Annotated in this window: 23 protein-coding genes; 6 read left to right on the top strand and 17 right to left on the bottom strand. The window is 71.5% G+C overall.

The features are described 5' to 3' along the window. Window positions 1-15: 15 nt before the first annotated feature. From rimO to gcvT, 14 genes are all read right to left on the bottom strand, one after another. Complete coding sequence (gene rimO / locus P5P86_RS13330; RefSeq protein ID WP_280607926.1) at window positions 16-1,470, bottom strand: 30S ribosomal protein S12 methylthiotransferase RimO; 1,455 nt, start codon at window positions 1,468-1,470, stop codon at window positions 16-18. Window positions 1,471-1,612: 142 nt separating this feature from the next. Further along, a complete protein-coding gene (locus tag P5P86_RS13335) occupies window positions 1,613-3,226 on the bottom strand; it encodes a helix-turn-helix domain-containing protein (RefSeq protein ID WP_280607927.1) in 1,614 nt (537 codons plus the stop codon). Then, window positions 3,226-6,018 (bottom strand): DNA translocase FtsK, encoded by a 2,793-nt coding sequence (locus tag P5P86_RS13340; RefSeq protein WP_280607928.1) that lies wholly within the window; start codon window positions 6,016-6,018, stop codon window positions 3,226-3,228. The genes P5P86_RS13335 and P5P86_RS13340 overlap by 1 nt, the downstream gene beginning before the upstream one ends. A gap of 141 nt (window positions 6,019-6,159) precedes the next feature. After that, window positions 6,160-7,845, bottom strand: coding sequence for a ribonuclease J (locus tag P5P86_RS13345; RefSeq protein WP_280607929.1), 1,686 nt, complete (start codon window positions 7,843-7,845; stop codon window positions 6,160-6,162). 13 nt (window positions 7,846-7,858) lie between these two features. Then, window positions 7,859-8,749, bottom strand: a complete 891-nt coding sequence (dapA, locus tag P5P86_RS13350; protein ID WP_280607930.1) for a 4-hydroxy-tetrahydrodipicolinate synthase — start codon at window positions 8,747-8,749, stop codon at window positions 7,859-7,861. Between the two features lie 16 nt (window positions 8,750-8,765). Continuing rightward, window positions 8,766-9,701: an LLM class F420-dependent oxidoreductase gene (locus P5P86_RS13355; RefSeq protein ID WP_280607931.1), complete on the bottom strand. Its 936-nt coding sequence runs from the start codon at window positions 9,699-9,701 to the stop codon at window positions 8,766-8,768. A gap of 176 nt (window positions 9,702-9,877) precedes the next feature. After that, entirely contained in the window at window positions 9,878-10,999 is a 1,122-nt protein-coding gene (locus P5P86_RS13360) for a calcium:cation antiporter (protein WP_280607932.1), read from the bottom strand. Continuing rightward, a complete protein-coding gene (locus P5P86_RS13365) occupies window positions 10,996-11,508 on the bottom strand; it encodes a dihydrofolate reductase (RefSeq protein WP_280607933.1) in 513 nt (170 codons plus the stop codon). The genes P5P86_RS13360 and P5P86_RS13365 overlap by 4 nt, the downstream gene beginning before the upstream one ends. Continuing rightward, window positions 11,501-12,310 carry a thymidylate synthase gene (locus P5P86_RS13370; protein WP_280607934.1) on the bottom strand — a complete coding sequence of 270 codons (810 nt, stop codon included), beginning with the start codon at window positions 12,308-12,310 and terminating at the stop codon, window positions 11,501-11,503. The genes P5P86_RS13365 and P5P86_RS13370 overlap by 8 nt, the downstream gene beginning before the upstream one ends. Window positions 12,311-12,324: 14 nt before the next feature. Next, window positions 12,325-13,152 (bottom strand): PhzF family protein, encoded by an 828-nt coding sequence (locus P5P86_RS13375; protein ID WP_280607935.1) that lies wholly within the window; start codon window positions 13,150-13,152, stop codon window positions 12,325-12,327. A 70-nt stretch (window positions 13,153-13,222) separates the two neighbouring features. Beyond that, window positions 13,223-14,575, bottom strand: coding sequence for an NCS2 family permease (locus P5P86_RS13380; RefSeq protein ID WP_280607936.1), 1,353 nt, complete (start codon window positions 14,573-14,575; stop codon window positions 13,223-13,225). Window positions 14,576-14,740: 165 nt separating this feature from the next. Further along, window positions 14,741-16,267: an amino acid permease gene (locus P5P86_RS13385; RefSeq protein ID WP_280607938.1), complete on the bottom strand. Its 1,527-nt coding sequence runs from the start codon at window positions 16,265-16,267 to the stop codon at window positions 14,741-14,743. Next, window positions 16,267-16,530 (bottom strand): hypothetical protein, encoded by a 264-nt coding sequence (locus P5P86_RS13390; RefSeq protein WP_280607939.1) that lies wholly within the window; start codon window positions 16,528-16,530, stop codon window positions 16,267-16,269. Before P5P86_RS13390 ends, P5P86_RS13385 begins: the two co-directional genes overlap by 1 nt. Before the next feature lie 3 nt (window positions 16,531-16,533). Beyond that, window positions 16,534-17,667: a glycine cleavage system aminomethyltransferase GcvT gene (gene gcvT, locus P5P86_RS13395; protein WP_280607940.1), complete on the bottom strand. Its 1,134-nt coding sequence runs from the start codon at window positions 17,665-17,667 to the stop codon at window positions 16,534-16,536. A gap of 33 nt (window positions 17,668-17,700) precedes the next feature. On the opposite strand from gcvT, the gene P5P86_RS13400 reads away from it, so the two are divergent. Continuing rightward, window positions 17,701-19,176 (top strand): leucyl aminopeptidase, encoded by a 1,476-nt coding sequence (locus P5P86_RS13400; RefSeq protein WP_280607941.1) that lies wholly within the window; start codon window positions 17,701-17,703, stop codon window positions 19,174-19,176. Between the two features lie 7 nt (window positions 19,177-19,183). Here P5P86_RS13400 and P5P86_RS13405 read toward each other — a convergent pair whose 3' ends face one another. After that, window positions 19,184-19,543 (bottom strand): hypothetical protein, encoded by a 360-nt coding sequence (locus tag P5P86_RS13405; RefSeq protein WP_280607942.1) that lies wholly within the window; start codon window positions 19,541-19,543, stop codon window positions 19,184-19,186. A 156-nt stretch (window positions 19,544-19,699) separates the two neighbouring features. Between P5P86_RS13405 and sucB the strand changes: the two genes are divergently transcribed. The 3 genes from sucB (at window position 19,700) to lipB (ending at window position 23,295) form a co-directional block, all read left to right on the top strand. Next, on the top strand, window positions 19,700-21,544 hold the full coding sequence (gene sucB / locus P5P86_RS13410) for a 2-oxoglutarate dehydrogenase, E2 component, dihydrolipoamide succinyltransferase (RefSeq protein WP_280607943.1): 1,845 nt from the start codon (window positions 19,700-19,702) through the stop codon (window positions 21,542-21,544). 120 nt (window positions 21,545-21,664) lie between these two features. After that, window positions 21,665-22,543 carry an alpha/beta hydrolase gene (locus P5P86_RS13415; protein ID WP_280607944.1) on the top strand — a complete coding sequence of 293 codons (879 nt, stop codon included), beginning with the start codon at window positions 21,665-21,667 and terminating at the stop codon, window positions 22,541-22,543. Next, window positions 22,540-23,295: a lipoyl(octanoyl) transferase LipB gene (gene lipB, locus P5P86_RS13420; protein WP_280607945.1), complete on the top strand. Its 756-nt coding sequence runs from the start codon at window positions 22,540-22,542 to the stop codon at window positions 23,293-23,295. Before P5P86_RS13415 ends, lipB begins: the two co-directional genes overlap by 4 nt. Before the next feature lie 39 nt (window positions 23,296-23,334). Here the strand turns inward: lipB and P5P86_RS13425 are convergent, their stop codons facing one another. Continuing rightward, the gene (locus tag P5P86_RS13425) at window positions 23,335-23,934 is read right to left on the bottom strand and encodes a cytidine/deoxycytidylate deaminase family protein (RefSeq protein WP_280607946.1); all 600 of its coding nucleotides are present in this window, start codon (window positions 23,932-23,934) and stop codon (window positions 23,335-23,337) included. 60 nt (window positions 23,935-23,994) lie between these two features. Between P5P86_RS13425 and lipA the strand changes: the two genes are divergently transcribed. Further along, the gene (gene lipA, locus P5P86_RS13430) at window positions 23,995-24,939 is read left to right on the top strand and encodes a lipoyl synthase (RefSeq protein WP_280607947.1); all 945 of its coding nucleotides are present in this window, start codon (window positions 23,995-23,997) and stop codon (window positions 24,937-24,939) included. A 44-nt stretch (window positions 24,940-24,983) separates the two neighbouring features. Continuing rightward, window positions 24,984-25,691 (top strand): DUF4191 domain-containing protein, encoded by a 708-nt coding sequence (locus tag P5P86_RS13435; RefSeq protein ID WP_280607948.1) that lies wholly within the window; start codon window positions 24,984-24,986, stop codon window positions 25,689-25,691. A 77-nt stretch (window positions 25,692-25,768) separates the two neighbouring features. On the opposite strand, the gene P5P86_RS13440 is transcribed toward P5P86_RS13435, so the two are convergent. Beyond that, a complete protein-coding gene (locus tag P5P86_RS13440; protein WP_280607949.1) occupies window positions 25,769-26,626 on the bottom strand; it encodes an SCO4651 family lipoprotein in 858 nt (285 codons plus the stop codon). Window positions 26,627-26,711: the final 85 nt, after the last annotated feature.

Below are 26,711 nucleotides of genomic sequence, written 5' to 3' on the forward strand. Positions count from 1 at the left end.
GCCGGTCGCCGTTGTTCAGGCCTCGGCGGTGAGGTCCACGCCTTCGCTGGCGACGACCACGGCACGGACCAGGTCGCCGCGACGTACGCCGGAGACGTCGCCGACCAGCGCCGTGACGCCATCCACGTCGGGACCCTGGTGGGCGGCGCGACCGATCACCTCGGTGCCATCGATCTCCTCAACCAGCACCTCCACGGTCTCCCCGACGCGCTCCTCGGCGCGCTGCGCGGTGAGCTCCTCGACCAGCGCTGCGACGTGCGCGGCACGCGCGGCGACCTCGTCCTCGTCCAGCTTGCCGTCGAATCCGGCCGCCTCGGTGCCGTCCTCGTCGGAGTAGCCGAAGACGCCGGTGACGTCGAGCCGGGCCGCCTCGAGGAAGTCGCACAGGATCTGCAGGTCCTCCTCGGTCTCCCCGGGGAAGCCGACGATGACGTTGGAGCGCACGCCCGCCTCCGGCGCGAGCTGTCGGACCTGCTCGAGCAGGCCGAGGAAGGAGTCCGGGTCGCCGAAGCGCTTCATCCGGCGCAGCACGGCGTTGGAGGCGTGCTGGAAGGAGAGGTCGAAGTACGGCGTCACGCCCGGCGTCGTGGCGATCGCCCGGACCAGGCCGGGCCGGGTCTCGGCGGGCTGGAGGTAGGACACCCGGACGCGCTCGATGCCCTCGACGGCCGCCAGCTCGGGCAGCAGCGACTCGAGCAGCCGAAGGTCGCCGAGGTCCTTGCCGTAGGAGGTCGAGTTCTCCGAGACGAGGAACAGCTCCTTGACGCCCTGCCCGGCCAGCCACTGCGCCTCGTGCAGCACGTCGCTGGGCCGGCGCGAGACGAACGAGCCACGGAAGCTGGGGATGGCGCAGAACGTGCAACGCCTGTCGCAGCCGCTGGCGAGCTTGAGCGGAGCCCAGGGCGCGTCGTCGAGCCGGGCGCGGACCTCGGAGAAGTCCTTGACCGCGCCGCCGAGCATCCCGGTCACCGCGGTGGTCGGCAGGTTCGGTGGTGCGGCGACGCCCATGCCCGGGACCGAGATGCTCGCGGCGTCGCGCTCGACGGGGCTGATCGGGAGCAGCAGCCGCCGATCCGAGGGCGTGTGAGCCTCGTGGTGGCCGCCGGCGACGATCGCGCGCAGCTTGGCGGCGATGTCGGGATAGTCGTCGAAGCCGAGCACTGCATCCGCCTCGGGCAGCGAGTCGGCCAGCTCCTTGCCGTACCGCTCGGCCATGCAACCCACCGCCACGACCGCCTGGGCCCGACCGCTCTCCTTGAGGTCGGCGGCCTCGAGCAGCGTGTCGACCGAGTCCTTCTTGGCCTGCTCGACGAACCCGCAGGTGTTGACCACCACCGTGTCCGCGTCCGCGGGGTCCGCGACCAGCCGGAATCCGCCCGCCTGCAGCCGGCCGGCGAGCTCCTCGGAGTCGACCTCGTTACGGGTGCACCCGAGGGTCACCATGGCCACGGAGAGGAGCTGCTCAGTCATTGGCACGAGTATGGGGCTCGGGGGGTGGCGGGGCGAAACTGAAGGCGAGCGGCACGGCGGGGAAACCGAAGGCGATCGGCGGACTTCCCCTGCAGGAATGCCGCCGATCGCCTTCCGTTTCCCTGCGCTCGCGCGATCGCCGTCAGTCGGCGGTGTAGGTCTTCTGCGCCGACTTCCCGGTCGCCCCGATCGCCGCAGGCTTGCTGCCCTTGACCGAGACCGCGAGCGAGCCGTCGGAGGTCTGCACCCGCACCGGCGGTGAGGCCTTCAGCGACTTGGTCTGACCGAACGCCAGGTCGCCGGTGAAGACGACGGTGCCGGAGCTGTCCCGGACGACCACCTGCGCTCCCCCGCCGGCCGCTGTCAGCACCACCGGCACCGGCGCGGCGGACTTGCCGTAGGGGTTGGTGGTGCCCGCGGAGCCGCTGTCCAGACTGATCTGCGGGGCGGGCGAGGCCGGCGAGCCGGCCATCACCAGGCGGGCGACGGACCAGATCAGGACGACGCCCATCACCGCGGCGACCAGCACCGACCAGTTCGGGCCGCCCCGCATCGGCCGCAGGCCACCGCCGTGGCTGCTGGCCAGCTCGGCCTCGAAGACTGCTCGCGGGTCGACGGGTGCGTGCGCGTACGTCGCGTCGTACTCGGCGAGCAGCGGAGCCGAGTCCACGCCCAGAACGCGGGCGAGCGTGCGCAGGTGCCCGCGGGCGTAGAAGTCGCCACCGCAGGGGGCGAAGTCGTCGACCTCGATCGACTCGATGACGTGCGGGCGGATCCGGGTGCGCTCGGCGAGCTGGTCGACGCTCAGGCCGACCCGATCGCGGGCAGCGGCGAGCTTCGGGCCGATGACCGGATCGGCGGCCGGGATGATCCCGGAGTCGACCAGATCGTCGAAGACCACCTGGGTCTCGGACTCGTCGGCTGGCTGGGCGAACCGTGCCACCTCGGCGACCGGGGCCGCGGCGTCGAGGGGGGCGAGCGAACCGCTGCCGACCACATCGCTGCGCACCGCCACGGTCGGCTCGCGCAGCGGACTCGGCGTCACGCTGGGACGGAGCACGGCCACTGTCGGCTCCGCCGTCGTCCCGCGGTCGAGGCCACCCTCCAGGCCGCCCTCGTCACCGGCCGCGTACGCAGCCTCGTGCGCAGCCACGGCGGGCCGCTCGGCGGTGTCGGTCAGGTCGATCGCCCGAGACTCGTCGGTGACGTCGGTGACGTCGGTGACGTCGGCGGTGGCCAGGGCCGGATCGATCTCGACCACCTCCACCTCGACCGGCGCCAGCGCGAGCAGCGCCTCGGTCAGCCCCTCGTCGGCACCGGAGACGGTCGTCCCGAGCCCGAGCGGTACGGCGAACGGCACGCCGTACATCCGCTCCGCGATCCGACCCAGCCGCAGCGCGATGCCGGACAGGCCGTCCAGCTGGGCGGCGTTGTCGACCGGTAGGACGGTGAGCCGTCCGTCGCTCCACCAGCGCCGAGCACCGGCGGGACGCGGCTGGTGCTCGACCTCGTCGATCTCGCTCCACGGCAGCCCGCGCCAGGTACGGCCGAGCCGCATCCGGACGCCCTGCTCGTCCACGACCGCGAGCGGCGTGCGAGCGTCCCAGGCGAGCCAGGCGTGCGCCAGTCCGAGCAGGAGCAGCAGCGCGCCCACGAGGACCGATCCCCCGCCGCGCGTCGCGAAGCCGACCCCGAGCAGCAGCGCGGACACCGCGACCACCGTCGCGAGCCGGGTGTTGCGTCGTACCTCGACCATCACATCTCTCCCTGAATGGTGGCGATCACGCTGTCGATCTCGTCGGGCTTGACGAGCACGTCACGGGCCTTGGAGCCCTCGGAGGGCCCGACCACGCCGCGGCTCTCCATGATGTCCATGAGCCGTCCGGCCTTGGCGAAGCCGACGCGCAGCTTGCGCTGCAGCATCGACGTCGAGCCGAACTGGGTGGAGACGACCAGCTCGATCGCCTGGATGACCAGGTCGAGGTCGTCGCCGATGTCGTCGTCGAGCACCCGCTTGGACTCCGCCGGGGCGGTGACGTCCTCGCGGTAGGTGGGCTCGAGCTGGGTCTTGACGTGCTTGACCACCGCCTCGATCTCGCTGTCGCCGACCCACGAGCCCTGCACGCGGATCGGCTTGGAGGCGCCCATCGGCAGGAACAGGCCGTCGCCCTGACCGACCAGCTTCTCCGCGCCGGGCTGGTCGAGCACGACCCGGGAGTCGGCGAGGCTCGAGGTGGCGAACGCGAGCCGGGAGGGCACGTTGGCCTTGATCAGGCCGGTCACGACGTCCACCGAGGGTCGCTGGGTGGCCAGGATCAGGTGGATGCCGGCCGCGCGGGCCAGCTGGGTGATCCGCACGACCGAGGACTCGACGTCGCGCGGGGCCACCATCATCAGGTCGGCGAGCTCGTCGATGACGACCAGCAGGTAGGGGTACGGCGAGAGCACGCGCTCGCTGTGCTCGGGAACCTCGACCTTGCCCGCCCTGACCGCCTTGTTGAAGTCGTCGATGTGCCGGAAGCCGAAGTTGGCGAGGTCGTCGTACCGCATGTCCATCTCGCGGCAGACCCACTCGAGCGCCTCGGCGGCCTTCTTCGGGTTGGTGATGATCGGGGTGATCAGGTGCGGCACGCCCTCGTAGGCGGTCAGCTCGACGCGCTTGGGGTCGACCATGATCATCCGGACCTCGTCGGGCGTGGAGCGCATCAGGATCGAGGTGATCATCGAGTTGATGAACGACGACTTGCCCGAGCCGGTGGCGCCGGCGACCAGCAGGTGCGGCATCTTGGCGAGGTTCGCCACGACGAAGCCGCCCTCGACGTCCTTGCCGAGCCCCACCACCATCGGGTGGGTGTTGCTGCGGGCCGCGTTGGACCGCAGCACGTCGCCCAGCGAGACGATCTCCTTGTCCCGGTTCGGGATCTCGACGCCGACGGCCGACTTGCCCGGGATGGGGCTGAGGATGCGCACGTCGGCGCTGGCCACCGCGTAGGCGATGTTCTTCTGGATGCCGAGGATCTTCTCGACCTTCACGCCGGTGCCGACCTCGACCACGTAGCGGGTGACGGTCGGGCCGCGGGTGTAGTCGGTCACCCGCGCGTCGATGCCGAACTCGTCGAGCACCGACTGCAGCCGATCGACGATGTCGTCACTGGCCTTCGACCGCGGCTGGTGCGCGTCACCGGCCTTGAGCACCGAGCTGTCCGGCAGGGTGTAGGTGATGTCGCCGGACAGCGAGAGCTGCTCGACGCGCTGCGGCAGCTGAGCGTGCGGCGGCGGCTCGAGCTCGACCTTGTCGGCCTTCTCGAACTTGTCGATCCGCTCGCCGGGCCTGGGCTTGGCCGGGATCTGCTTCAACCGGGGGTTGGTGCGCTCGCGGCCGTCCTCGTCGTCGAGGTCGGCGAGCCCTGCGGCAGCTCCGGCGACGCCGCCGGCCACTGCGGACTCGTCGAACAGGTCGATGCCGACGTCCCCGCCGGCCAACGCGTCGACGCTGCTGAACTCCTGGGCCAGGTCGAGCGCGTCACGATCGCGCTCCTGCGCCTTGTCCGCACGCTTGGTGCGCTTCTTCCGGGCAGGCTTCGGGTCCTCCACGACCGGGGTGTCGTACGCCGGCACCTCGATCCTGCTGTCGGTCTCGTCGGCGAAGAGCTTGGCCGAGCGGCGACGGCGCGGGTTGCCCTCGTCGAAGAGGTCCTCGTAGGGCTCCTCGTCCTCGTCGGGACCGAGGCCGAGCGCACGGTCGCGGAACTCCGCGAGCCGGCTCGGCACCTGGTAGAGCGGGGTGGCGGTGATGACGAGTACGCCGAAGAACGCGAGCAGCGCCAGCAGCGGGACCACGACCAGGTTCGAGCGGAGCAGGTCGAGCAGGAGACTGGCCACGACGTACCCGATGGCGCCACCGGCGGCCTGCAGGTCCGTGGAGTCGCCGTTGACCGGCTGCGGGTTGCCGTTGGCGATCTGGACGATGCCGAGCACGCCGAGCGCGAGCGCCGACCAGCCGACCACCTGACGGCCGACGGGGCCGCCCTTGAGCGGGTCGCGCATCGTGCGGACCCCCAGGTAGACCAGACCGAGCGGCACCAGCCAGCCCACCTTGCCGACGCTGCCGGCGACGGCGACGCGGGTGACGTGGAAGACCCGGCCGCTGAGCTGGAACCACACCGCCGCCACGACCACCACCGACAGCGCCAGCAGGAACAGCCCGACGCCGTCGCGGCGGTGCTCCGGCTCGAGGTCGCGGGCGGTGTGGCCGACGCTGCGCGCGACGGCTCCGACGGCGCGCGCGATGCCCATCCAGATGGTCGCGATCAGCCGGGCGATCCCGTCGAAGAGTCGCGCCACCGGCCCCCGGCCGTTGCGAACGGCACGTGGTGCCGGTCGCGCTGCGGGACGACGAGCGGAGCTCTTGCCGCGGGAGTTGCCGCGTGCAGGAGCCTTGGAGGCGGCACGGGTGGTGCCGGTACTCCGGGGGCGCGGTCCGTTGCCAGTCGAGGACGACGTGCTGCTGTTCCGCGAACCCGGCGGGGAAGACGTACGGGTCGCCATAGTCAGCACCCTATTTGGTGATCACACCCGTCACACGCACCACAGGAGTGCGTGTCGCTCACAGGAGTCACGCACGCCGGTCGGCGCCGAGCCTGTCGGGACACCCGATCAGGCCCCGCGCACCGATCAGGCCCCCACCGATCAGGCCTCGAGCACCACCGGGATGATCATCGGGCGGCGACGGTGCGTGTCGGAGACCCAGCGCCCGATCGTCCGGCGTACCGCCTGCTGCATCTGGTAGGTGTCGGTGGCACCCTCGGCGACGACCCGGTTGATCGCGTCCACGATGGGCTGCTTGATGTCGTCGAACGCCCCGGCGTCCCAGGCGTTGCCACGGGCGTGGATCTCCGGTCCGGCGGAGACCTTGCCGCTGACCGAGTCGACCACCACGATCACCGAGATGAAGCCCTCCTCGCCCAGGATCCGGCGGTCCTTGAGCTCCGACTCGGTGATGTCGCCGACCGAGGTGCCGTCGACGAACACGTAGCCGCACTCGACCTTGCCCGCGACCTTCGCGACTCCGTCGACGAGATCCACCACCACGCCGTCCTCGGCGATGACGACGTTGTCGATCCCGACCGCGCGCGCCAGGTCGCCGTTGGCGAGCAGGTGCCGGATCTCGCCGTGGACCGGCAGCACGTTGCGCGGGCGGACGATGTTGTAGCAGTACAGCAGCTCGCCCGCCGAGGCGTGACCCGAGACGTGCACGAGCGCGTTGCCCTTGTGCACGACGTTCGCCCCGAGCCGGGCCAGGCCGTTGATGACCCGGTAGACGGCGTTCTCGTTGCCCGGGATCAGCGATGAGGCCAGCAGCACGGTGTCGCCGGGCGCGATCTGGACGAAGTTGTGCGTGCCGTTGGAGATCCGCGACAGCGCCGACATCGGCTCGCCCTGGGAGCCGGTGGAGATCAGGACCTGCCGCTCCGGGGCCAGCTCGGCCAGCTCCTTGGCGTCGACGATGACGCCCTCGGGCACGTGCAGGTAGCCCAGGTCCGAGGCGATCTGCATGTTGCGGACCATCGAACGGCCGACGTACCCGACCTTGCGGCCGTGCTTGACCGCCGCGTCCAGGATCTGTTGCACGCGGTGGACGTGCGAGGCGAAGCAGGCCACGATGATGCGCTGCTCGGACTCGCGGAATACCTGCTCGATCGCCGGGGTGATCTTCCGCTCGGCGGTGGTGAAGCCGGGCACCTCGGCGTTGGTGGAGTCGGTCAGGAAGAGGTCGACCCCCTCCTCCCCCAGCCGCGCGAAGGACCGCAGGTCGGTGATCCGCCCGTCCAGCGGCAGCTGGTCCATCTTGAAGTCGCCGGTGTGCAGCACCATGCCGGCACCGGTGCGGATGGCCACGGCGAGCGCGTCCGGGATGGAGTGGTTGACCGCCACGAACTCCAGGTCGAAGGGGCCGAAGCTGAGCCGGTCGCCCTCCTTGACCTCGTGGTGCACCGTCTCCTTGAGCCGATGCTCGCGCAGCTTGGACCCGAGCAGCGCCAGGGTGAGCTTGGAGCCGACCAGCGGGATGTTGCCGCGCTCGCGCAGCAGGTAGGGCGTGGCACCGATGTGGTCCTCGTGCCCGTGGGTGAGGACGAGCGCCTCGACGGCGTCCAGCCGCTCCCGGATGCAGGACCAGTCCGGCAGGATCAGGTCGACGCCGGGCTGGTGGTCCTCGGGGAAGAGGACGCCGCAGTCGACGATGAGCAGCCGGTCGGCGTACTCGAAGGCGGTCATGTTGCGGCCGACCTCGCCGAGGCCGCCCAACGGGATCACGCGCAGGGCGCCCTCGGGCAGCTCCGCAGGCGTGGAGAGCTCGGGATGGGGGTGGCTCATGAAGCCCTTTCGATCAAAGAAGGCCAGCCGCCACCAGACCCGCGCGGAGTGCCTCGACCTCGTCCTCGTCCAGCGCCACCAGGGGCGAGCGGACGGAGCGGTTGTCGATCACGCCGGTGAGCTCGAGGGCTGCCTTCGCTGTGGTCGCTCCGTAGTTAGGGACGCCCATGATGGCGTCGATCGCGGGGAGCATCCGCGCATACGTCTTGCGGGCCGTGGCCACGTCGCCGGCCGCCATCGCGTCGACCATGGCGCGTAGCAGGTCACCGGCCACGTGCCCGGCGACGCTGACGACGCCGACAGCGCCGTGCGCGAGCCAGGCCAGGTTGAGGGCGTCGTCGCCGGAGTAGAGCGCGTAGCCGAGGTCGATCAGCTTCGTGCCCCGCGCCAGGTCGCCGGTCGCCTCCTTGACGGCGAGGACCGTGTCCCAGCCGATCGCCTCGCGGTAGACGTCGTAGGAGATCGTCGAGCCGGTGCGACCGGGCACGTCGTAGAGCATGATCGGCACGCCGGTCGCAGCGGCGACCTGGCCGAAGTGCTGCGCGATGCCACGCTGGCCGGGCTTGTTGTAGTAGGGCGTGACGAGCAGCAGGCCGTCGGCCCCGACCTTCTCGGCCTGACGGGCCAGCTCGACGGTGGTCCGGGTGTCGTTGGTGCCGACCCCTGCCACGATCTTGGCCCGATCGCCGACGGCGTCTTTGACCGCGGCCAGGGTCTCGGCGTCCTCCGCGACGGTCGTCGTGGCCGACTCGCCCGTCGTCCCGGAGACCACCAGACCGTCGTGACCGTGGTCGACGAGGTGCCGCGCCACCTTCTGGGTCTGCTCGAGGTCGACCGATCCGTCCTGCCGATAGACGGTGACCATGGCGGTCAGGACGGTCCCGAACGGAGCGGCGGTGGTCATGGGGTCAGCGTATCGCTCAGACGGCGGGCATGACGTCAGCCGCCACCAGGCGGAGGTGGTCCAGGTCGGAGAGGTCGAGCACCTGGAGGTAGAGCCGGGCGGCGCCGGCGGACTCGAACGCCTTGATCTTGGCGATCACCTCGTCCGGCGTGCCGGCCAGACCGTTCTCCCGCAGCTCGTCCTTGTCGCGGCCGATCGCCGCGGCGCGGCGCTCGATCTCGGCCTCGTCGGTGCCGACGCAGAGCACCTGGGCCGCGCTGTAGGTCATGCTCTCGGCGGAGCGTCCGGCATCAGCGACGGCCGCGGCGACGCGGCCGAACTGCGTCCGGGTCGCCTCCAGGTCGGCGAAGGGCACGTTGAACTCGTCGGCGTACGCCGCTGCCAGCGCGGGTGTGCGCTTCTTGCCGTGCCCGCCCACGAGCACCGGGATCGTGCCGCGGTGACCGCTGCGCTGGACCGGCTTGGGCAGCGCGGGGCTGTCGGTGAGCTGGTAGTGCCGGCCGGCGAAGTCGTAGTTGCCCTCGGCGGCCCACAGCCCGGTGATCAGCTCGAGCTGCTCCTCGAGCCGGTCGAAGCGCTCGCCGGTCGCCGGGAACGGGAGGCCGTAGGCCTGGTGCTCCTGCTCGAACCACCCGGCGCCGAGGCCGAAGTCGACCCGGCCTCCGGACATCTGGTCGACGCCGGCGACGCTCACAGCGAGCGGGCCGGGGTGCCGGAACGTGGCGCTGGTGACGAGCGTGCCGAGCCGGATCGTCGTGGTCTCGCGGGCGAGGCCGGCCAGCGTGATCCACGCGTCCGAGGGCCCGGGCTGCCCGGTGACGTCGCCCATCTTCAGGTAGTGGTCGGACCGGAAGAACGCCGCGAACCCGAGGCGCTCGGCCTCCTGGGCGAGGCGGACCAGGTCGTCGTACGTCGCGCCCTGCTGGGGCTCGGTGAAGATGCGCAACTCCATGTGTTTCACCCTACCGACCGCCGAGTCGGGCCTGCGTCCGGGTCGAGTCGGGCCTGCGTCCACGTCGAGTCGGGCCTCCGTCCACGTCGAGTCGGGCCTGCGTCCACGTCGAGTCGGGCCTGCGTCCACGCCGCGGGACGGAGGCCCGAACCAACCCGGACGGAGGCCCGAGTCGACTACGGACTGGCGGAGAGGAAGACGAAGGCCGCGAGCAGTACGACGTGCAGGCCACCGTGCAGGGTCTTGGCCCGTCCGGGGACGACGGTGAGCGTGCCGACCACCAGCGAGATCGCCAGCAGCACGATCTGGGTCGGGTCCAGTCCCAGGACGAGGTCGCCGTCGATCCAGATCGAGGCCACCGCGATCGCCGGGATGGTCAGCCCGATCGAGGCCATCGCGGAGCCGTAGGCCAGGTTCAGGCTGATCTGCACCCGGTCGCCGAGTGCGTGCCGGAAGGCGGCGATGCTCTCCGGCAGCAGCACGAGCAGCGCGATCACCACCCCGACGACCGTGTCGGGCAGGCCGAGCGCGTGCACACCGTCCTTGATGGCTCCGGACTCGACCTTGGCCAGCCCGACCACCGCGACCAGCGCCAGCACCAGGGTCGCCGCACTGATCACCGCCGACCGGATGCCCGGCGGATCGGCATGGCCGTCCTGGTCCGCGTCGCGCACCGTGCCGTCGGCGGCGACCGGCAGGAAGAAGTCGCGGTAGCGGCCGGTCTGGGTGAGCACGAAGAGCACGTAGACCAGCAGCGAGGCCAGGCCGGCGAAGGTCAGCTGCGCACCGGTGAAGATCGGGCCCGGGTGGGAGGTGGTGAACCTCGGCAGCACCAGGCACAGCACGGCGATGGTGCTGACGGTGGCGAGCGCGGCGCCGGTCCCCTCGGGATTGAACACCGCGAGCCGGTGGCGCACCGCCCCGATCAGGAACGCACCGCCGGCGATGCCGTTGAGGCAGATCATCACCGCGGAGAACACCGTGTCCCGCGCCAGCGAGTCGGTGCCGGAACCGCCGCCGGCCATCAGCGTCACGATCAGTCCGACCTCGATCACCGTCACCGACACGGCGAGCAGGAGCGAGCCGAGCGGTTCGCCGACCTGGTGGGCCACCACCTCGGCGTGGTGCACCGAGGCGAGCACCGCTCCGATGAGGAGTACGGCGATGATCGCGACGACCAGCCCGTGGGGATGGCTGCCCCAGGCGAGGAGCAGCTCGAGGGCCGCGACGACCGGGACGCTGATCGTCCACCGCAGCCGGGTCAGCAGCAGGTCGAGACGGCGGAGCAGTGCGCTCACGCGGTCGCCGTCCGCCGTATCAGGAAGATGCGGTCGTAGCCCTCGCGGTCCTCGCGTGCGGACTCCCGCCACGACCCCTCGTCGTAGGCCGGGTAGAAGACGTCGCCCTCCGGCGTCAGGTGGACGCGGGTCAGCACCTGCTCGGTCGCGTGCGGCATCGCTGCGGCGTAGACCTGCGCGCCCCCGGCCACCATCACGTCGCCCGGCGTGTCCTTCGCGAGGGCGAGCGCCGCCGCGATGTCACCGGCGACCTGCACCGCCTCGGATCCCGGGCTGCTCGCGGGCCGCCAGTCCGGATCGCGGCTGAGCACGATGGTCGTACGGCCCGGAAGCGGTCGCCCGATCGACTCATACGTCGTCCGGCCCATCAGCAGGGTGTGACCCCAGGTGAGCTCCTTGAACTCGGCCTGCTCGCCGGGGATGCGCCACGGGATGTCGGGGCCGTTGCCGATGACGCCGTTGTCGGCCACCGCCGCCACCAGCACGACGCGCCGGGTCGGATCAGACACTGATCGGCGCCTTGATCGCCGGATGCGGGTCGTAGTCCTCCACGCTGATGTCCTCGAGCTCGAACGCGTCGATCGCGCGGACGTCCGGGTTGAGCACCAGCCGCGGCAGGGAGCGCGGCGTGCGCGTCAGCTGCTCGCGGGCCTGGTCGAGGTGGTTGAGGTAGAGGTGCGCATCGCCGAGCGTGTGCACGAAGTCGCCGACCTCGAGCCCGCAGACCTGCGCGACCATGTGGGTCAGCAGGGCGTAGGAGGCGATGTTGAAAGGTACGCCGAGGAACACGTCGGCGCTGCGCTGGTAGAGCTGGCAGCTGAGCCGCCCCGGGCCGTCGTCCTGAGGGCTGACGTAGAACTGGAAGAGCGCGTGGCAGGGCGCCAGCGCCATGTCCGGGATGTCCGCGGGATTCCACGCCGAGACCACCAGCCGTCGCGAGTCGGGGGTGGCCCGGATCTGGTCGATCACCTCGCGCAGCTGGTCGATGTGGCGTCCGTCGGGGGTCGGCCACGAGCGCCACTGCGCGCCGTAGACCGGACCGAGGTCGCCGTTCTCGTCGGCCCACTCGTCCCAGATGGTGATGCCACGCTCCTGGAGCCACTTCACGTTGGTGTCTCCGCGCAGGAACCACAGCAGCTCGCCGAAGACCGAGCGGGTGTGCACCTTCTTCGTGGTCAGCAGCGGGAAACCGGCGGTGAGGTCGTAGCGCGTCTGGTGCCCGAAGACGCTGAGGGTGCCGGTGCCGGTGCGGTCGGACTTCTCGACGCCCTCGTCGAGGATCCGGGTCAGGAGATCGAGGTAGGACTGCACGGGCGTCAGCCTAGTCAGAGGGCGACGGTGCCGGTGATGGTCGTCCGCGTGTCGCCGCCCACCCAGATGACGCCGTCGGGGTCGCTGGCGACGTGCACCCGCCCGTGACGCCCCAGCGCCGTGCCCTGGCTCGCGACGTACGCCGCCGGCAGCGTCCCGTTGCCGACCAGCCACTGCGCGATGCCGGCGTTCAGCGAGCCGGTCACCGGATCCTCGTCGACGCCGAGGCCGCCGACGAACGCGCGCACCTCGATGGCGCACTCCCCCTCCGGGTAGATCCCGACGACGCCGACGGCCAGGTCACCGAGCGCGGCGGGGTCGGGCCACACCGAGAGCACCGCCGCCGCGTCCGCGAGCAGCACCGCCACCCAGCCCGGGCCGTTGTCGACCCACTCGGCGTCGAGGATCTCGTCGCGTCCGATCCGCAAGCCGTCGGCGACGCGGGCCAGGTCCTCCGCACCGACCGAGCCGGAGCGGAGACGGTCGGGGGCCGCGAAGGCGAGTCGGCCCTGCTCGCGGTGCAGCTCCACCAGACCGACGCCGCACTCCTGCACGATTCGCTCACCCCGTGGACGACCGCCGGCCTCCAGCCACGCGTGCGCGGAGCCCAGCGTCGGGTGACCGGCGAACGGCAGCTCGCCGCCCGGGGTGAAGATCCGCAACCGGTAGTCGGCCTCGGCGGAGGTCGGCGGCAGCAGGAACGTCGTCTCGGACAGGTTCGTCCAGCGTGCGAACGCCGCCAGCTGTTCGTCCTCCAGCCCCTCAGCGTCGTGGACGACGGCCACCGGATTGCCCAGCAGCGGCTCGGCGGAGAAGACGTCGACCTGTCGGAAGGATCGCATGGCTCGACCGTAGCGTCTCGGCCCGTCCTGCCCACCCCAGCGCTGTGGACGCCGTGCGAAGCGCCGAGCCTCAGACGACCCCGCGCAGGAAGTACCAGACGAAGAACGCCCCGACGACGGCGAGCAGCGGGTGCACGTCGCGCCACCGGCCGCGACCCAGGGCGATCAGCACGAAGGTGACGATCCCCGCGCCCACGCCGTTGGCGATCGAGTAGGTGAACGGCATCAGCGTGATGGTGACGAAGGCGGGCAGCGCGACGCCCATGTCCTGCCAGTCGATGCCGGCGACCTGGCTGATCATCAGCGCGCCGACGATCACCAGCGCCGGGCCGGTGGCCGAGGACGGGATGATCCCGACGATCGGCGAGAGGAACATCGCGAGCAGGAACAGCACGCCGGTGACGATGTTCGCCAGGCCGGTCTTGGCGCCCTGCGCGGCACCGGCGGTGCTCTCGACGAAGATCGTGTTGGACGAGGCCGAGGCCGCGCCACCGGCGACGGCGCCGACGGACTCCACGATCAAGACGTTGCGCATCTGCGGCAGCCGCCCGTCCTCGTCGACCAGCTCCGCCTCGCGGCCGATCGCCAGGGCGGTGCCCATCGCGTCGAAGAAGTTGGCCATCAGCACGGTCAGGATCAGCCCGATCGCGGCGCCCCACCCGAGCACGTCGAAGACGTGGAAGCGGGCGTCGCCGACGAGGTGGAAGTCCGGCGTGGCGAAGACCTTGTGTGGCCAGCTTGCCCCGGCGACGGGGGTCCCGTCGGCGGCACCGTTGACGATCAGCGCCACGATCGTGCCGACGACGATGCCGATCAGTAGCGCACCCGGGATGCGCCGTGCCATCAAGATGGCGACCACCAGCAGGGTGACGGCGAAGACCAGCGTGTTCCAGCTGCGGAAGTGGTCGCTCAGCGCGACGACGGTGCCCCCACCCTCGGGGTGGATCACGATGCCGCCGTCGACGAAGCCGATCAGCGCGATGAACAGGCCGATGCCGGCCCCGATCGCACGCTTGAGAGCGTCCGGGATCGCGTTCATGATCGCCTCGCGCAGCCCGACCAGGACCAGCACGAGCATCACGATGCCCTCGATCACGATCACGCCCATCGCGTCGGCCCAGCTCAGGCCGCGGCCGGCGACCAGGGTGTAGGCGACGAAGGCGTTGACACCCAGGCCGGCGGCCAGCGCCATGGGAACGTTGGCGAACAGGCCCATCGCGATCGTCATGACGCCGGCGACCAGCGCGGTGACGGTGACGAGCTGGGTCTGGTCGAGGGTGAGCCCGGCGGCGTCCTTGACTCCGCCGAGGATGGCCGGGTTCAGGGCGACGATGTAGGCCATCGTCGCGAACGTGACGAGACCACCGAGGATCTCGGTGCGAACGGTGCTGCCACGCTCGCTGATGCGGAAGAAGCGGTCCATGGAGAAGTCCTAGTCAAGACTGTGCGGGACCAGGACGGCACAGGGCGCCGCCCGATCCGGTCTGCGAGGGATGACGGGGCGCATTATGGACGCATTCGTACGCCGCACGCGAACCCGCCGGCAGCCGCAGGTCGCAGCCACGCCGTGCCCGCAGCGCCCCCGGGGTCAGGCGCCGGCCCGGTCGCCCTCGGCGTACCTCGGGCCGTCGAGGGTCCAGCGCGAGCCCAACCGGTTGCCGGTGTTGGCGACCACCCGGGGTCGGGCGTAGAGCCAGCCGACGGCGAGCACCACGACGATGACCGGCAGGCCGAGCACCACCACCAGGAAGTCGGTCTTGTGCCAGAAGTCGGCCGACTCCTGCCACCCCGAGATCGCCATCCCGACCACGACGAGCCCGATGAACACCAGGCCGATGATGCTCGTGTACGGCGATCCCGGCGCCTGGAACGAGCTCGCCGGGACCACCCCGCGATCGCTGAGCTGGCGCAGGCGCAGCTGGCACAGGAAGACCGCCGACCAGGTCGCCAGGACGCCGATCGAGGCGCACTCCAGCGCGATGTCGAAGGCCGAGCCCGGAGCGACGGCGTTGAGGATGGCGCCCAGCGCGTAGACGACGGCCGTCATGAGGATGCCGGCGTACGGGACGCCGCTGGCGCTCATCCGCAGTGTGAAGCCCGGCGCCTGCTTGGCCCCGCCGAGGCTGCGCAGCACCCGGCCGGTGGAGTAGAGCCCGGAGTTGAGGCTCGACATGGCGGCGATGATGAGGATCGCCTGGACGACGTCGCCGATCGCGCCGAAGCCCAGCCGGTCGAAGACGGTGACGAACGGGCTGGTGCCGGACTGGTAGTCCGAGGTCGGCAGCATCGCGACGAGCAGCAGGATCGACCCGACGTAGAACACCCCGATCCGGAACACCACCGAGTGCACGGCGCGGGGCACCTCGCGGCGCGGATCCTCCATCTCGCCGGCGGCCACGGCGACCATCTCGATGGCGGCGTAGGCGAAGACGACGCTGGACATGATGAGGATCGGGCCGTACCAGTGGAAGTCGCCGCTGGCCGGCCAGAAGCCGCCGGGGTTGTTCCAGAGGTTCTGGAAGCCGGCCTGGTGGTCGCCGATGTGCAGGCCGCCGACGACCACCACTAGGGCGACCAGGAGGAACGCCACGATCGCGCCGACCTTGAGCAGCGAGGCCCAGAACTCGAACTCGCCGAACGCCTTCGCCGAGAGCAGGTTGACCACCAGGACCACCGCCAGCGCGATCAGCACGGTGACCCACGAGGGCATGCTCTTGTCGAAGTGCTTCACGTACAGGCCGACGGCGGAGAGGTCGGCGATGCCGGTCAGCGCCCAGTTGAGCCAGTACATCCAACCGGTGACGTAGGCGCCGAGCTCGCCGTAGAACTCCCGCATGTAGGAGACGAAGGCCCCCGAGGTCGCGCGGTGCAGGACCAGCTCGCCCAGGGCCCGCATCAGGAAGTAGGCGATCACGCCCACGGCGGCGTAGCTGAGCAGCAGCGCCGGACCGGTGCTGTTGAGCCGAGCGGCCGAGCCCAGGAAGAGGCCGGTGCCGATCGCGCCGCCGATGGCGATCATCTGGACCTGACGGCGCCCCAGGCTCTGGTGGTAGCCCGCCTGCTCGTCGAGCTGGTCGGGCTGGTCGGAACGGGCGGGCGTCGTCGCGTCCGTCATCAGCCGTCAGCGCTCAAGGACATCGGCCCGTAGACCTGCCGGTCGTGCTCGAGCAGTACGACGGCGCTCACGCCCTGCTCCGCCAGCTCCTGCCAGTACTCCCCCACCCACGACTCGGCGTCGCCCTGCGAGGCGAACCGCTGGTCGGCGTACTCCTCGGTGACACCCACCTCCTCACCGGCGGCGTCCTGGAGGCGCCACCACCAGGCCTGCTCGGGCGGCGGGGTCGGGCGGAAGGGCGAGGGCACATCGGGAAGGGACACGGCTCAGGCCTCTCGGACGTGGGCGGGGACGAACGGCGGCGAGGTCAGCTGGAAGACCTCACGCCGGCCGCGGACATCGATGCCGATCTCGGCATCGGGCGCGACCTTGGTGGAGACCAGGGCCAGACCGATCCCCTTGCGCAGGGTTGGGCTGAACGTGCCCGAGGTGACCTCCCCGACCAGGAGGTCGGGGGTCAGCGACACGACCATGTGCGGGCGCGGGATGCCGCGTCCGGTCGCCAGGACGCCGCGCAGGACCCGGGTCGGGCCGGCCTCCTTGATCGGCGCCAGCACCTCCCGCCCCCAGAACGCCTCCTTCTTCCACCCGACGGCCCAGCCGACGCCGCCCTCGAGCGGGTTGATCGTCGGCGAGATGTCCTGGCCGTGCAGCGGGTAGCCCATCTCGGTGCGCAGCGTGTCGCGGGCGCCGAGGCCGCACGGCACCAGTCCGAACTCGGCACCGGCGCTCATCAGCGCGTCCCACAGCGGCGCCGCGTCGGCGTTGCTCGCGACGATCTCGTAGCCGCGCTCGCCGGTGTAGCCGGTGCGACACACGACCACGGTGCCGCCGGCGGCAGCGCCGGGCAGCGGCGCCTCGACGAAGCTCATGTAGTCGTGGCCGGTCGGCAGCCCCACCGCGGCCAGCACCTCGTCCGAGCGCGGGCCCTGCACGGCGAGCACGACGAAGTCGCGGTGCTGATCGCTCACCTGCACCCCCTCGGGCGCGGACTCGGCGAGGCGGCGCACCACCTCGGCCGTGTTCGCCGCATTGGGGATGAGGAAGACCTCCTCCTCGCTCCTGTAGTAGGCGATCAGGTCGTCGACGATGCCGCCGGTGAGGTCGTCGATGCACAGGGTGTACTGCGCCTTCCCCGGCGCGATCCGGCGCAGGTCGTTCGACAGCGTGGCGTTCACGTACGCCGCGGCGCCGGCCCCGCGCACCGTCGCCTTGCCGAGGTGGCTGACGTCGAAGATGCCCGCGGCCTCGCGCACGGCGGTGTGCTCCTTGACGACCCCGCCACCGGCGCCGCCGTACTCCAGCGGCATCGACCAGCCGCCGAACTCGCCGAACTTCGCGCCGAGCGCGACATGGCGGTCGTGGAGGGGTGAGGTCAGCAGATCATCGGCTTCGGACATGGCCTCGAAACTACCGTAGGTAGGCTGCCGGGCGTGACGTCCTACACCCTGCGCACCGCCAGCCCCGCCAAGACCCGCGCCGAGGCCGTCGTGGTCGGCGTCGTGCAGGGCGCGAAGGGCCCGGAGCTGGCCGCTGGGGCCGAGGACGTCGCGCACACCTTCGGCCGCCGGCTGCGGGGTCTGCTGGCATCGCTGGGCGTGACCGGCAAGGCCGGCGAGGTCACCCGGCTGCCGGCCGGCGACGGTCTCGCGGCCCAGCTGCTCGTCCTCGTCGGCATCGGACCGGCCGTGACGCCCGATGCCGTCCGGCGGGCCGCCGGCGTGGCCGCCCGCGCCGTACCGAACGCGACGTCGGTGGCGCTGGCGCTGCCGGCGGACTCCGGCGAGCTGGTCCGGGCCGTGACGGAGGGCAGCGTCCTGGGTGGCTACACCTTCACCGTCTACAAGAGCGGTGCCCAGAGCCAGGCGCCGGCCGACGTGATCGTGTTGTCGCCGATCGCGCGGCAGGCCACCGCGACGGCCGCCTTCGAGGAGGCGCAGGTGCTCGCCGCGGCGATCGCCACCGTGCGCGACTGGGTGAACACCCCTGCCGCCGACCTGACCCCGCCGGTGTTCGCCGACGCCGTCGTGGCCGCCGCCGGCGGTGTCCCGGGGGTGTCGGTGACGGTGTACGACGAGCAGCAGCTCGCCGACCTCGGCTGCGGCGGCATCCTCGCCGTGGGCGCGGCGTCGGCCGCCCCGCCGCGGCTGGTCGAGCTGTCCTACCAGCCCGAGGCGCCGGTCGCCCACCTCGCCCTGGTCGGCAAGGGCATCACCTACGACACCGGCGGATTGACGATCAAGCCCGGCGGCGCGATGACGCACATGAAGACCGACATGCACGGCGCGGCCTCCGTCGTGCAGGCGACGCTGGCGATCGCCCGGCTCGGGCTGCCGGTGCGGATCTCGGCCTTCGCCCCGATGGCGGAGAACATGATCTCGGGTGCCGCGATGCGGCCCGGCGACGTGATCACGCACTACGGCGGCACCACCTCGGAGATGCTGAACGCAGACGCCGAGGGCCGGCTCATCCTCGCCGACGCGCTCGTCCGCGCGACCGAGGTCTCCCCCGATGCGATCATCGACGTCGCCACCCTGACCGGCCACATGGTCACGGCGCTGGGCGACAAGATCACCGGCGTGATGGGCACACCCGACATGGTCGACGCCGTCCTGGCCGCGGCGGAGATCGCCGGCGAGGACGCCTGGCCGATGCCGCTGCCGGAGATCATGGACGAGCGGGTCCACTCCTCGAAGATCGCCGACCTGGCGCAGTACGACTTCATCCGGTGGGGCGGCGGTCTGTTCGCCGCCGCGTTCCTGCGCGAGTTCACCGCCGGCCTGCCCTGGGCGCACCTGGACATCGCGGGGCCGTCGTGGAACGCCGGCGGCGCCTCGGGACACCTCAGCCCCGGCGCCACCGGGACCGCGACGGCGACCCTGGTCGACTACGCCCGGTCGCTGGTCTGAGCCGCGCTCAGCGCCCTTCCTGCTTACGACGGCGGTTGTAGTCGCGCATCCGCTGCGGGACGCCGACGACGGCCGCGTCGTACGACGGCACCATCCGGTCGTTGCAGAACTCGTGCGCCCAACGCACCGAGGGCACCCGGCGCCGGGTCCACTCCCCGTCGTGGGCGACCAGGAGCAGCGTCACATCGCTGACGGCCGTGCGCGGCTCGACGAAGCCCTCGACGCCGCGCCGGCCGTCGATGAACGCCTGCAGGTGCTCGACGTCGGCACCGTCCGCCGCGCGCACCCGGGTCGAGCCGGTCCTGTAGCCATCCGCCGCCGGTGCGCGCCAGCGGCCACCGCGACGCCATCGATCCCACCACGCCATGGGGGCAAGTGTGCCCGGTCGCGCCATGTGATGTGGCACATTCCGTTACCAGTCGGTAGGACAGCCGGTGCTGCGCGCCTGTGTGCGGGGTGCCAAGATGAACGCACACGTTACGGTCCCAGTACGGTCACCACCAGTACGCAGCGAAGGAAGTCCATGGCCACCGAAGTCACCCTCCCGGCACTCGGCGAATCCGTCACCGAGGGCACTGTCACCCGCTGGCTCAAGAACGTCGGCGACACCGTGGCCGTCGATGAGCCCCTGCTCGAGGTCTCCACCGACAAGGTCGACACCGAGATCCCCTCGCCGGTGGCGGGCACCCTCGTCGAGATCAAGGCCGGCGAGGACGACACCGTGGAGGTCGGCGCCGTGCTGGCGCTGATCGGTGCCGCTGACGAGGCCGGCTCCGCTGCACCGGCCGCGCCCGAGGCGCCCGCCGCCTCCGAGGCACCTGCCGAGCAGGCGCCCGCCCAGGCCGAGCCGGCCCCGGCCGCGCCGGAGGCTCCGGCTGCCGCCCAGGCCCCCGCTGCTCCCGCCGGCGGCGGCAACGCCACGTCGGTCACCCTGCCCGCCCTCGGCGAGTCGGTCACCGAGGGCACGGTGACGCGGTGGCTCAAGCAGGTCGGTGACGCCGTGGCCGTCGACGAGCCGCTGCTCGAGGTCTCCACCGACAAGGTCGACACCGAGATCCCCTCGCCGGTCGCCGGCACGCTGCTCGAGATCAAGGTGAACGAGGACGAGACGGTCGAGGTCGGCGCCGAGCTCGCCCTCGTCGGCGACGCCTCGGCAGCCCCCGCGGCGCCGGAGGCTCCCGCGGCTCCCGCGGCTCCCGCGGCGCCCGCCGAGCCGGCCGCCTCCTCCGAGGCCGCCCCGGCCGAGCCCGCGCAGCCGACCCCGGCCGCCGCTCCGGCCCAGAGCGAGCAGACCCCCGCCTCGGCCGAGTACGCCCCGCCGGCGGCCGCCGAGTCCTCGACCGGTGCGACGACGCCCGCCGCCACCGCACCGGCCGGCTCCCCGGCGCCGACCAGCCCGGCCACCTCGGCCCCGCTCGCGCCCAGCAGCAGCATCGAGGCCGGCGGCTATGTCACGCCGCTGGTGCGCAAGCTCGCCGCCGAGCACGGCGTCGACCTCTCCAGCGTCCAGGGATCGGGCGTCGGCGGTCGCATCCGCAAGGAGGACGTCCTCGCCGCTGCCGAGGCCGCCAAGACCCCGGCCGCTCCCGAGGCCCCCGCCGCCTCGCCGCAGGCGGCTCCGGCCAGGTCCGCCGCCGCTCCGGCCGCCGCCTCGCCGCTGCGTGGCACCACCGAGAAGGTCTCCCGCCTGCGCAAGGTGATCGCCGAGCGGATGACCGAGTCGCTGCACGTCTCGGCGCAGCTCACCCAGGTGATGGAGGTCGACGTCACCAACATCGCCCGCCTGCGCGAGGCCAACAAGGCGGCGTTCCAGGCCCGCGAGGGCGTCAAGCTGACCTACCTGCCGTTCTTCGCCAAGGCCGCGATCGACACGCTCAAGGCCCACCCCAAGCTCAACGCCAACCTCAACACCGAGGCGGGCGAGGTGACCTACTACGACCGCGAGAACGTCGCGTTCGCGGTGGACACCGAGCGCGGCCTGCTCACCCCGGTCGTCAAGGACGCCGGCGACCTCTCCATCGCCGGTCTGGCGAAGAAGATCGCCGACGTGGCCGAGCGCACCCGCACCAACAAGATCACCCCCGACGAGCTCTCCGGCGGCACGTTCACCATCACCAACCTCGGCTCGTTCGGCGCGCTGTTCGACACGCCGATCATCAACCAGCCGCAGGTCGCCATCCTCGGCCCCGGGGCCGTGGTGAAGCGCCCGGTCGTCATCGACGACCCGGAGCTCGGCGAGACCATCGCGATCCGGCACATGGTCTACCTGGCGCTGACCTACGACCACCGCCTGGTCGACGGTGCCGACGCCGGCCGGTTCCTGCAGGACGTCAAGAAGCGTCTCGAGGCCGGCGTCTTCGACCTCTGATCCACCCGCTCCACCAGCACCCTCCGCTCCCCGGGCGACACGGGGGCCGACACGCCGTCGGACCCACCGTCTCGTCCGGGGAGCGGCACGTTCAGCCCCCGTTGCTGCAACGATGCGCCCATGCTGTCGCGTCGTACGCTGCTCACCGCTCCCCTCGCCGTCGGCGTCGGGGGCGCCGCCGTGTTCGCGGGCGTGCAGGAGGGCGTCCTGCCCGGCCGCGCCCGGATGCACCGGGCCCTGGGCTGGACCGGCGCCGACGGCACGATCCCCGACGTCGCCCCGGGCCCCATCATCAGCGGATCGTTCGTCTCGGCCGCCCGCGGCGGCGTCCGCACGGGTTGGTCGCTGATCAGGCCACCGCGCGTCGCCGGGAAGCTGCCGTTGGTCGTCACGCTGCACGGCCGGGGCGGTGACCACAGGACCTTCGTGCACGAGCTCGGCGGCCCGCAGTTCCTGGCGCAGGCGGTGTCGCGCGGCGTGGCGCCGTACGCGATCGCCTCCGTCGACGGCGGGGAGAGCTACTGGCACCCGCACCACGGCCAGGACGCCGGCGCGATGGTGACCGAGGAGCTGCTCCCGCTGCTGGCCGAGCACGACGTCGAGACGCGCACGCTCGGGTTCCACGGCTGGTCGATGGGCGGGTACGGCGCCCTGCGCCTGGCCGGTCTCCTGGGTAGCCGCCGGGTGCGCGGCGTGGCGGTGGCGAGTCCGGCCCTGTGGGTCGACGCCTCCGGGGTCTCCCCGGCCGGTTTCTCCAGCGCTGCCGAGTATGACCGCTACTCCGTCTTCGACCGTCAGTCGGACCTCGCCGGCATCCCGGTGCGGGTCGACATCGGCCGCGAGGACCCGTTCTACGTCGCGGTCCGACGCTACGTCGCGGGCTTCCCCGCCTCGGCCCACGTGCGCAGCACCTTCGAGGAGGGTGCCCACGAGGCCGGCTACTGGCGGCGGATGCTCCCCGCCGAGCTCGCCTTCCTGGGGAGTACGCTCGCGGGGTGACAGCGTTGCGCTTCGAGGCCCTGGGAACCATCGACTACCTCGACGCCTGGGAGCTGCAGAAGCAGGTGCACGCGGACGTCGTCGCGGGCACCCGGCCCGACACGGTGCTGCTGCTGGAGCACCCGCCGACCTACACCGCCGGCAAGCGCACCGACCCGCACGAGCGGCCGGTCGACGCCGGCGGTGCGCCGGTGATCGACGTCGACCGTGGCGGCAAGATCACCTTCCACGGTCCCGGCCAACTGGTCGCCTACCCGATCGTGCGACTGCCCGACCACGTCAAGGTCGTCGACTTCGTCCGCCGTCTGGAGGAGGCGATGATCCGCACCTGCGCCGACCTCGGTGTCACCACCGCGCGGGTGCCGGGTCGCAGCGGCGTCTGGCTGCAGGCGGACGTCCCGACCGATGCGGCGAGCCCTGCCCGGTCGGGAGCCGGTCGTCCGGAACGGAAGATCGCCGCCATCGGGCTGCGGGTGAGCCAGGGCGTGACCATGCACGGCGTCGCCATCAACTGCGACGTGGAGATGGACTGGTACGACCGGTTCATCCCGTGCGGCATCAGCGACGCCGGCGTCACCAGCCTCACCCTGGAGACGGGGCACGAGGTGTCGGTCGCGATGACGGCTCCGGTCCTGGAGGCGCACCTGCGGCACTACCTGGCCTGGGAGCCGTACGACGCGACGCCCGACTACGAGCCGCGCCCCGAGCCGAAGCACGGCCCGCGCATCGCGCTGCTGACGCCGTCGTCCTGAGCTCTCCGCGTGGCAGCAGGTCGGCGGGCGTTGCGGGCGTCAGGCCAGCGGGATCCCGGCCGCGCCCTTGCCTGCCTGGTAGATCGAGGACAGCTCGTCGTAGGTCTCGGTCAGGTCCTCGATCCGCGCCGTCAGCTCGGGCGAGCCGGCGGCCAGGGCGCTGATCGGCCGCGAGGTCCAGAAGGCGTTCTCCCGGCGGTAGCCGCCACCGAAGACCTCTCGCAGGATCCGGAGGTCGTGCGGGATCGCGAACGCGTCGCGGGAGTCCTCGTGGCTGAACAGGTAGGTGATGTTGTCGAAGCCGGTCCAGGTGATCGCCGAGAGGCACAGCGAGCACGGCTCGTGGGTGGAGAGGAAGAGCAGCTCGCCGGTCGCCGGCCTTTCGGGCAGCTCGTAGAAGCTCTTGAGACAGTGCACCTCGCCGTGCCACAGCGGATTGGCCGTCTCGTGGTTCGTCTCCGCCAGCACCAGGGACAGGTCGTCCTTGCGCAGCAGCGCCGCGCCGAAGATCTTGTCGCCGGTGGCCACCCCGCGGCGGGTCAGCGGCACGATGTCGTGCTCGATGACGTCCAGGAAGCGCGCAGCGAGCCGCGCATCGAAGGCGGGTCCCGGCACGGCGGCGGAGGCGGCGTCGATCATGCCCGTCATCCTGCCAGTCCCGGCTGCGTCCGAGCGGGGTGCCCGGCGTAGGCTTGTCGCGTGACGACTGCGCCAGCTGCTGAAGGCCGCAAGCTCCTCCGCCTCGAGGTCCGCAACGCCGAGACCCCGATCGAGCGCAAGCCGGAGTGGATCAAGACCCGGGCGAAGATGGGCCCGGAGTACACCCAGCTCCAGCAGCTGGTGAAGTCCGAGGGCCTGCACACCGTGTGCCAGGAGGCCGGCTGTCCCAACATCTTCGAGTGCTGGGAGGACCGCGAGGCCACCTTCCTCATCGGCGGCGACCAGTGCACCCGGCGCTGCGACTTCTGCCAGATCGACACCGGCAAGCCGCAGCCCCTGGACCGCGACGAGCCGCGCCGGGTGGCCGAGTCGGTGCAGACGATGGGGCTGAAGTACGCCACCATCACCGGCGTCGCCCGCGACGACCTCGAGGACGGCGGGGCGTGGCTCTACGCCGAGACCGTGCGCGCCATCCACGAGCTCAACCCCGACACCGGGGTGGAGAACCTGGTGCCCGACTTCAACGGCAAGCCGGACCTGCTGGCCGAGGTCTTCGAGTCCCGCCCGGAGGTGCTCGCGCACAACCTGGAGACGGTGCCGCGGATCTTCAAGCGGATCCGGCCCGCGTTCCGCTACGAGCGCTCGCTGGACGTGCTGACCCAGGCACGCGCATTCGGGCTGGTGACCAAGTCGAACCTCATTCTCGGCATGGGCGAGACCCGCGCCGAGGTGTCCCAGGCGCTGCGCGACCTGCACGAGGCCGGCTGCGAGCTGATCACGATCACGCAGTACCTGCGGCCCAGCCTGCGGCACCACCCGGTGGAGCGGTGGGTCAAGCCGGAGGAGTTCGTCGAGCTGCAGGCCGAGGCCGAGGAGATCGGCTTCGCCGGCGCGCTGTCAGGGCCGCTCGTGCGTTCGTCGTACCGAGCCGGGCGGCTGTACCGTCAGGCCATCGACCGTCGCGAGGCGCAGACGCCCGCCTGACGCGTCGGTTGCCGCATTCCCGTGCTAGAGAGGCCCTCCCGCTGATGTCCCAGCTCGACCCGAGCTCGATGAGTCGCCGGCAGCAGATCGTCGAGACCTACCGGATGACCCGGCAGGCCGACCCGACGGTCGGCCTGTGGGTGGGTGGCACCTTCGTGCTGGGCGCCGTCGTCGGCGGCGTCCTGTTCTGGCTGCTGCCCGCCAGCGGCCTGCTCGGCATCATCTTCACCGTCGTCGGTGCCGTGCTGTTCGGCATCGTCGCCGCGCTCCTGATCTTCTCCCGTCGCGCCCAGCGCGCCGCCTACAACCGGATCGAGGGACAGCCCGGTGCCGCTGCCGCGGCGCTCAACATGCTGCGGCGCGGGTGGACGGTGTCGCCCGCGGTCGGGTTCAACAAGAACCAGGACGTCGTGCACCGCGTCGTCGGCCCGCCGGGAATCGTCCTGGTCGCCGAGGGCACCAGCCCGGCCCGCGTCCGCGCGCTGCTTGCCACCGAGCGGACCAAGCACCAGCGGGTGCTCCCGGAGACCCCGCTCACCGAGATCGTCGCCGGCAACGGTGAGGGCGAGGTCCCGCTGCCCAAGCTGGTCTCGCATGTGACCCGGCTCAAGCGGCAGGTCAAGCCGGCCGAGATCACCGACATCCTCTACCGGCTCAAGGCGCTCGACGCCCAGCGCGGCACGCTGCCGCTTCCGAAGGGCCCGGTCCCGACCAGCATGAAGGGCCAGCGCGGCAACCTGCGCGGTCGCTGAGCGGCTACCTCTCCCCCAGCTCGACGCAGAACGGGGCCGGTCCATGCGGACCGGCCCCGTTCCCCGTCGTACGGCGGTCAGGAGGTGCCGGCACCGCTCAGCAGCTTGGCCATGTCCTGCACCTGGTCGGCGGGCGGCGCGGCAACCGAGACCTTGGTGCCGAAGTCGCTCAGGTGCATCTCGACGGTGCCCAGCGAGCCCATGTCGGTCTTCATCTGGACCGGGCGGTTCTCGGCGTCGATCCAGACGCTCTCCTTCATCGCGTCGGGCAGGGTCACCCCCGAGGGCGTGCCGCTGGGCATCATCTGCGCCATCGCGCTCTTCGCGTCGATCGTGAAGTCGTAGTGCTTGGTGCTGACACCGTCGACCTTCTCTTCGCCGACGTAGGTGCCACCGGAGATGTACTTGGAGTACTTGTCCAGGCTCGAGGCCGGGTCCTGGAGCGCGCCGGTGAGCGACGAGGTGTCCATCCCGGTCAGGGAGCCGAGCTCCTTCACGTCCATGGTCACCCACTTCTTGCCTCCGGGCAGGCCCGCGCTCGGCGGCACCTGGATGTAGTAGCGGGTCCCGATCATCCGCATGCTCAGCTTCTGGCCGGCCGCATTCACGCTGAACTCGCCCAGCAGCGAGGGCCTGGTCTGCTCCACGCCCGACATGTGGATCGCCCCCGACGAGCCCAGCGCCATGTCGGCCGAGACCTTCATCGACGTCATGGACGCCGCTGCCGCTGTCATCAGGCTCTTGGCGTCCACGGCCTCCACGGTGCTGCCCGGGGCAACGGTCTGGGCGGCACTCGCGGTGTCGCTGTGCTGGGGGTCGCTGGCCTTGTCCGAGCCGCTGCTGCCGCACGCGCTCAGCGCGCCGAGCGAGATCAGGGCCACGCTGGCCAGGCCGGCCACACCGGCTAGGCGGGTACGGCGGATGGTGCGGTGCACGGTGCCTCCGAAGTCTCGTGCGGACCTGGTGTCACCGGCCCGTCTGTCGTCATCCATCTTGCCCGCCCCACCCCCGACCAAACGC

This window comes from Nocardioides sp. BP30 (genome assembly GCF_029873215.1).
Taxonomy (GTDB): domain Bacteria; phylum Actinomycetota; class Actinomycetes; order Propionibacteriales; family Nocardioidaceae; genus Nocardioides.

Excerpts from the sequence above, each read along its gene's own strand:
- dapA (WP_280607930.1), bottom strand. The coding sequence starts at position 8,749 with ATGACCACCGCCGCTCCGTTCGGGACCGTCCTGACCGCCATGGTCACC.
- P5P86_RS13340 (WP_280607928.1), bottom strand. The coding sequence starts at position 6,018 with ATGGCGACCCGTACGTCTTCCCCGCCGGGTTCGCGGAACAGCAGCACG.
- P5P86_RS13435 (WP_280607948.1), top strand. The coding sequence starts at position 24,984 with ATGTCCCAGCTCGACCCGAGCTCGATGAGTCGCCGGCAGCAGATCGTC.
- P5P86_RS13375 (WP_280607935.1), bottom strand. The coding sequence starts at position 13,152 with ATGCGATCCTTCCGACAGGTCGACGTCTTCTCCGCCGAGCCGCTGCTG.
- P5P86_RS13405 (WP_280607942.1), bottom strand. The coding sequence starts at position 19,543 with ATGGCGTGGTGGGATCGATGGCGTCGCGGTGGCCGCTGGCGCGCACCG.
- gcvT (WP_280607940.1), bottom strand. The coding sequence starts at position 17,667 with ATGTCCGAAGCCGATGATCTGCTGACCTCACCCCTCCACGACCGCCAT.
- P5P86_RS13385 (WP_280607938.1), bottom strand. The coding sequence starts at position 16,267 with ATGACGGACGCGACGACGCCCGCCCGTTCCGACCAGCCCGACCAGCTC.
- sucB (WP_280607943.1), top strand. The coding sequence starts at position 19,700 with ATGGCCACCGAAGTCACCCTCCCGGCACTCGGCGAATCCGTCACCGAG.
- P5P86_RS13335 (WP_280607927.1), bottom strand. The coding sequence starts at position 3,226 with ATGGTCGAGGTACGACGCAACACCCGGCTCGCGACGGTGGTCGCGGTG.
- P5P86_RS13415 (WP_280607944.1), top strand. The coding sequence starts at position 21,665 with ATGCTGTCGCGTCGTACGCTGCTCACCGCTCCCCTCGCCGTCGGCGTC.
- P5P86_RS13425 (WP_280607946.1), bottom strand. The coding sequence starts at position 23,934 with ATGATCGACGCCGCCTCCGCCGCCGTGCCGGGACCCGCCTTCGATGCG.
- P5P86_RS13380 (WP_280607936.1), bottom strand. The coding sequence starts at position 14,575 with ATGGACCGCTTCTTCCGCATCAGCGAGCGTGGCAGCACCGTTCGCACC.
- P5P86_RS13355 (WP_280607931.1), bottom strand. The coding sequence starts at position 9,701 with ATGGAGTTGCGCATCTTCACCGAGCCCCAGCAGGGCGCGACGTACGAC.
- rimO (WP_280607926.1), bottom strand. The coding sequence starts at position 1,470 with ATGACTGAGCAGCTCCTCTCCGTGGCCATGGTGACCCTCGGGTGCACC.
- P5P86_RS13345 (WP_280607929.1), bottom strand. The coding sequence starts at position 7,845 with ATGAGCCACCCCCATCCCGAGCTCTCCACGCCTGCGGAGCTGCCCGAG.